Origin of the sequence: Patulibacter sp., from assembly GCF_030655195.1 — a bacterium.
Taxonomy (GTDB): Bacteria; Actinomycetota; Thermoleophilia; order Solirubrobacterales; family Solirubrobacteraceae; genus Patulibacter.
Genome location: NZ_JAURWA010000134.1, coordinates 1 through 5300 on the forward strand (window position 1 = coordinate 1; position 5300 = coordinate 5300).

The 5300-nt window shown below is 75.8% G+C and carries 5 protein-coding genes and 1 pseudogene; all 6 read left to right on the top strand.

Annotated features, from left to right (window positions below; all coding sequences use genetic code 11):
* Positions 1-1148 precede the first annotated feature (1148 nt).
* Positions 1149-2354 (top strand): CaiB/BaiF CoA-transferase family protein, encoded by a 1206-nt coding sequence (locus Q7T67_RS15015; protein ID WP_304791258.1) that lies wholly within the window; start codon positions 1149-1151, stop codon positions 2352-2354.
* A complete protein-coding gene (locus Q7T67_RS15020) occupies positions 2351-3088 on the top strand; it encodes a MerR family transcriptional regulator (RefSeq protein ID WP_304791261.1) in 738 nt (245 codons plus the stop codon). Before Q7T67_RS15015 ends, Q7T67_RS15020 begins: the two co-directional genes overlap by 4 nt.
* Positions 3089-3209: 121 nt before the next feature.
* On the top strand, positions 3210-4166 hold the full coding sequence (locus Q7T67_RS15025) for a carbon-nitrogen hydrolase family protein (protein WP_304791264.1): 957 nt from the start codon (positions 3210-3212) through the stop codon (positions 4164-4166).
* Positions 4166-4777, top strand: a complete 612-nt coding sequence (locus Q7T67_RS15030; RefSeq protein WP_304791266.1) for a TetR/AcrR family transcriptional regulator — start codon at positions 4166-4168, stop codon at positions 4775-4777. The genes Q7T67_RS15025 and Q7T67_RS15030 overlap by 1 nt, the downstream gene beginning before the upstream one ends.
* A gap of 92 nt (positions 4778-4869) precedes the next feature.
* The gene (locus Q7T67_RS15035; RefSeq protein WP_304791270.1) at positions 4870-5004 is read left to right on the top strand and encodes a hypothetical protein; all 135 of its coding nucleotides are present in this window, start codon (positions 4870-4872) and stop codon (positions 5002-5004) included.
* A pseudogene (locus Q7T67_RS15040) lies at positions 5001-5300 on the top strand (hypothetical protein); the annotation flags it as partial. The gene Q7T67_RS15035 and the pseudogene Q7T67_RS15040, both read left to right, overlap by 4 nt.

Consider the following 5300-nt stretch of genomic DNA (forward strand, 5'->3'; position numbering starts at 1 on the left):
CGGACCGCCCCCCGCCGCACCGCCCGGCGGACCGGCTGACCGCGCACGTCCGCGCCCGCCGGTCCGCACCCCGGCGCGGTCTCCGTCGCCGTCGTCCCTCCGGGGCTCCGCCCGCCGGGCCCCCCGGCCCACCGACCACCACCTCCCCGCACCCCGCGGCGCAGCGACCATCACCACCACCACCGTCTCCACCACCACCCCGGGCAGCACACCTAGCGGCACTCCTCGCTCGCCACCTCGCTCCCCACCGGGCACCCTCGCGGTCCCCACACCCCGCGCCCGTCCGTGCGAGGATCCTCGCCGTGCCCGTCGAGCCCCGATCGGTCCCGCGGAGGTCGCCTCCGGCCGCGGTGCGGCGACCTCCGGGCCGCCCCGACGCGACGGCCGGGCGGGCCCGTGGCGCTCTCGCGGGGCGTCTCCGGGGCCTTCCGGGGCGCCCCGGGGGGACCGCGCCGGCGACGTCCCCGGAGGCCGTCAGGGGCCTCCACGGAGCGGCGCTCCTCGGTGCCCTACACCCTCCCCCGCGGGGCCCCCGGACGAGCGGCGCCCGGAGGCGCGGGCGAGCTCCCGGCGCGTCCCGGAGCAGGCGCCCCGGGGCGACCGCGGCGGCGTCCCGGCCACGACCTCCGAGCCCGGGGTCGCCGGCGCCCGGGAGGGGCTCCGGGAGCGTGCGACCGAGGTGCTCCGCCGGAGTGCCGTCAAGGGCCGAGCCGCCCGGTGTCCGGAGCCCGGGCGGGCACACCGAATCGCGGCGCCGGGCGGCCGACGTCCGGGCCTCGCCGGCGCGCCGTCCGGGGTCCTGCGCGACCGCGCCGCCCGGCCCCGGCGCGGCGGCCGTCGGGGCGGTCGTCGACCCGGATCCGGCCTCCCAGGGCCGACCGGATCCCCCGACGAGCACCCCACCACCACCGCGGCCGACACATAACCCGCCATCGCCTCCCGTGCACCGGCACCACGGTGGTTCGCACGAGCACGATGCGTGTAACGCCACCACACCTCCACGTCCACCTCACACCGACGTGGTCGTCTTACGGTGGGTTACGGAAACTCGAACGGGCCCATTCGGTCCTTCGAGGCCGCGAGGGCCGAACGGCAGAAGTAGGACGTAGAACCTCCGACGTCCCGTACGTAGTACCCTCGACCGTCACATGACCTCGCTCCCGCTCGAGGGCGTCCGCGTCCTGGACCTCTCCCGCCTGCTCCCCGGACCCTTCGCCAGCCTGATGCTGGCCGACTTCGGGGCCGACGTCGTCAAGGTCGAGGACACCGGCGCGGGCGACTACGCGCGTGCCGCACCGCCCTACGTCGACGGGGCCGCGGAGTCCGCCAAGTCGGCCGCGTTCATCGCCCTGAACCGCAACAAGCGCTCGATCCGCCTGGACCTCAAGGCCGAGGAGGGCCGCGAGGCGCTGCTCGCACTCGTCGAGGGTGCGGACGTCGTGCTCGAGTCCTTCCGTCCCGGCGTGATGGACCGCCTGGGCCTCGGCATCGACGCCCTCCGCGCCCGCAACCCGCGGATCGTGCACTGCGCGATCAGCGGCTTCGGGCAGACCGGGCCGCTCACGCAGCGCCCCGGCCACGACATGAACTACCTGGCGCTGGCCGGCGTGCTCGCGCTGAACGGCGTCCGGGACGGCGAGCCCGTCCTCGGCGGCGTGCAGATCGCCGACATCGGCGGCGGCGCGCAGATGGCCGTCATCGGCGTCCTCACCGCGCTGCGCCACGCCGAGCGCACGGGCGAGGGCCAGTCCGTCGACGTCTCGATGACCGACGGTGCCCTGTCCTGGACGGTCATGGAGTCCGCCGCGGCGCTCCAGGGCCAGCAGCCGCGCCGCGGCCGCACCCTCCTGACCGGCGAGCACCTCTGCTATCGCCCGTACCCCTGCGCCGACGGCTGGATCACCATCGGGGCGCTCGAGCCGAAGTTCTGGAAGGCGTTCTGCGACGGCGTCGGCCGCGACGACCTGATCCCGCGCCAGTTCGACCCGCCCGGTTCCGAGGCCCACGCCGAGGTCGAGCGGATCGCGCTGTCCCGCACGCGGGAGGAGTGGGCCGCGTTCGGCAGCGAGCACGACGCGTGCCTCGAGCCCGTCTGGGAGCTCGAGGAGGCGCTGGAGAGCGACCTCGTGCGGGCGCGCGAGATGGTTGTCGAGATCGACCAGCCCGGTGCGACCGGCCCGGTCCGCGCCCTGGGCGTGCCGATCAAGCTCTCCGCCACGCCCGGCGACGTCCACCGGCTCCCCGCCCCCGGCCTGGGCGAGCACACCGAGGAGGTCCTCCGCGAGGCCGGCCTCGACGAGGACCGGATCGCGGCGCTGCTGTCGTCCGGGGCGGCGGGGGCCCTCGTGGGATGACCGGGGTCCCCGACACCACCGGGCTCCTGCGGATGGGCGACCTGGCCGAGCAGGCCGGCGTCAGCCCCGCGACCGTCAAGCACTACCTGCGGGAGGGGCTGCTTCAGAGCGACGGCGACGCCGCCCAGGGCATCGCGATCGTCCGCACCTCGCGCAACATGGCGTACTACCCGCCGGCGTTCGTCGAGCGGATCCGCCTCGTCCGTCGCCTGCAGGAGGAGCGCTTCATGCCCCTGCGGGCGATCCGCGAGGTCCTCGCCGACGGTCCCGATCGCGCACGTGACCTCGTCGGCCGCCGCGACGAGATCATCGAGCGGGCGCTCTCGCAGCAGGGGCCGGTGCTCACCGACCGCGCCGACCTCGTCGCCGCGACCGGCGTGCCGGAGTCCGCGCTGGACAAGCTCGCCGAGCTGCGGGTGATGGGCGACGGCACACGCGGGTACGACCCCGACGAGGTCCGGATCGTCCAGGCGTTCATGCGCTTCCGCGACACCGGCTTCGGCGAGGAGCTGGGCTTCACGGTCTACGACGCGCTGCGCTACGTCGAGGCCCTCGAGCCGCTCGTGCGCGAGGAGACCCAGACGTTCCTGCACCGGATGGTGGACCGCGACGTCGCCCCGGAACGCGCCGTCGAGCTGATGCTGTCGGCCACGGACCCCCTGCGCGAGCTCGTCGGCGCCGTCCACGGGCACGTCCTGCGCCGCGAGCTGGCGCGGGAGCGCCGCAAGGCCTGACGCCACCGGGCCCGCGATCTGGGACCGTTCGTGGCCGGACCTCGCCCCGGGGCCTATACTCGCCCGACTGACTGGTCAGTCAACGGATCGGCCGTCGTCCGGACCGGTCCCACGTGATCCCGTGCGCGCCGCCGTCGTCCAACTCCTCGCCACCCCCGACGTCGCCGCGGCCCAGGAGGCCGCCGACCGCCTGGTCCGCCGCGCGGCCGCCGCCGGGGCCACCGTCGTGCTGCTGCCGGAGAAGTGGTCCGTGCTCGGGCGCGACGCGGACGTCGCCGCCGGGTCCCAGCCGCTCGACGGCCCCGCCGTCACGTGGGCCCGCCGGACCGCGGTCGAGCTGGGCATCGACCTGCTCGCCGGCTCGGTCTCGGTCACCCGCGCCGACGGCCGCCAGCAGAACACCGCGATCCACGCGGCCCCGGACGGGCGCCTCGCGCTCTACGGCAAGCTGCACCTCTTCGACGCCGACGTCGCCGGCCGCCGCTACCGCGAGTCCGACCGCGAGATCGCCGGCGACTGCCTCGTCGTCTCCCCGCTGTCGGACGACGCACGCACCCCGGTGGGCATGACCGTCTGCTACGACCTGCGCTTCCCCGAGCTGCACCGTGCGCTCGCCGTCCGTGGCGCCCGCATCCTCACCGTCCCCGCCGCCTTCACGGAGCGCACGACGGCGGCGCACTGGGAGGTCCTGCTGCGGGCGCGGGCGATCGAGAACGGCGTCTTCGTGCTCGCGGCCAACCAGCACGGTGAGCACGCCGACGGCATCCGCTCCGGCGGCCGCTCCATGATCATCGACCCGTGGGGCACCGTCCTGGCCCAGGCGCCCGACGTCGACGAGGCCGTCGTCGTCGCGGATCTCGACCTGGCCCGCGTCGATGAGGTCCGGGAGGGCCTGCCGGTCCTGCGCCAGCGGCGGGGAGACGTGGCCGCCGCGCTCGCGGGGGAGGAGCCGGGCGATCTGGCCGCCGGCTGGGACGTCGGTGCCGCGGGCGAGGCCGGCCGCGCGGCCGCCGACGCTGTGGCCCCCCGGCCGGGCGACACCGCCGCTGCTCCCGCCCGCGACGAGGCCCAGGCCTGATGGCGCCCCGCACGACCGCCGCGAGCGTCGAGAAGCGCCGGGCGATCCTCGACGCCGCCGTCCGCGTCTTCGCCGAGCGCGGGTTCAACCACTGCCGCGTCTCGGACATCGCGGACGAGGCGGGCGTGGCCTACGGGCTGGTCTACCACTACTTCAAGAGCAAGGACGGGATCCTCGACGAGGTCTTCCTCGAGCGCTGGAACCTCATGCTCGAGGTCATCGAGGAGGCCGCCGGCGACGAGGCGCTGTCCGCCCGCGACCGCCTGGCCAAGGTGGCGACGTTCATCGTCGAGAGCTACGGGCGCCACCCCGACGTCATGCAGGTCGTCATCGTCGAGGTGACCCGGCAGGCCAACACCTTCGGGCGCAAGCACTGGGCCACGATCCAGGACGCCCACACGGGCCTCGCGCGGATCGTCGAGCGGGCGCAGGGCACGGGCGAGCTGCGGGGCGACATCCCGCCGGCGTTCGCCGCGATCGTCTTCTACGGCGGCATCGAGCAGATCCTCACGTCGTGGATCTTCGGCACCTCGCCGTCGGAGCCCGCGGACCGCCGCGAGGCCGTCGTGCAGCTCGTCGAGACGATCTGCGGCGGGCTCGACCCCCGCTGATCGACGGTCCGCCGGGCCCCGGGGTCCGGACCGACCCGGCGCACCCGTTGCCGCGCGTGTGCTTCGCCGTACCCACGGGTAGGATCGACGCCATGGACAACGAGCTCGTCAAGCGACTCGCCTGGTCCGGCCTCGTCGCCGGCCTGGGCGTCGCCAGCAGCCTGGCCGCGCAACGCGTGGCCGCGCTGATCTGGCGCCGTGCGTTCGGAGAGGAGCCGCCCGAGTGAGCGACAAGACCGACAAGCCCGGCGACGCGGAGGCCTGGGTGCCTTCCGCGGAGCAGCCGGTCCCCCCGACGACCGAGTTCCAGGCCATCGACCCGGACGCGCCGTCCCCCATCGGCGGCGCCGTGGAGCCCGACGAGACCCCGGCCGTGCCGGGGCCCGACGCCGAGCCCTCGCCGTCCGAGCCCGCCGGCGACGTCTCGCCCGGTCCGGCCGCGACGCCGACGACGCCCGACCCGGGCGCCGACGGGGACCCGTCGTTCCCGGCCGCCGACGCCGGTGCGGCGACCCCGCCGCCC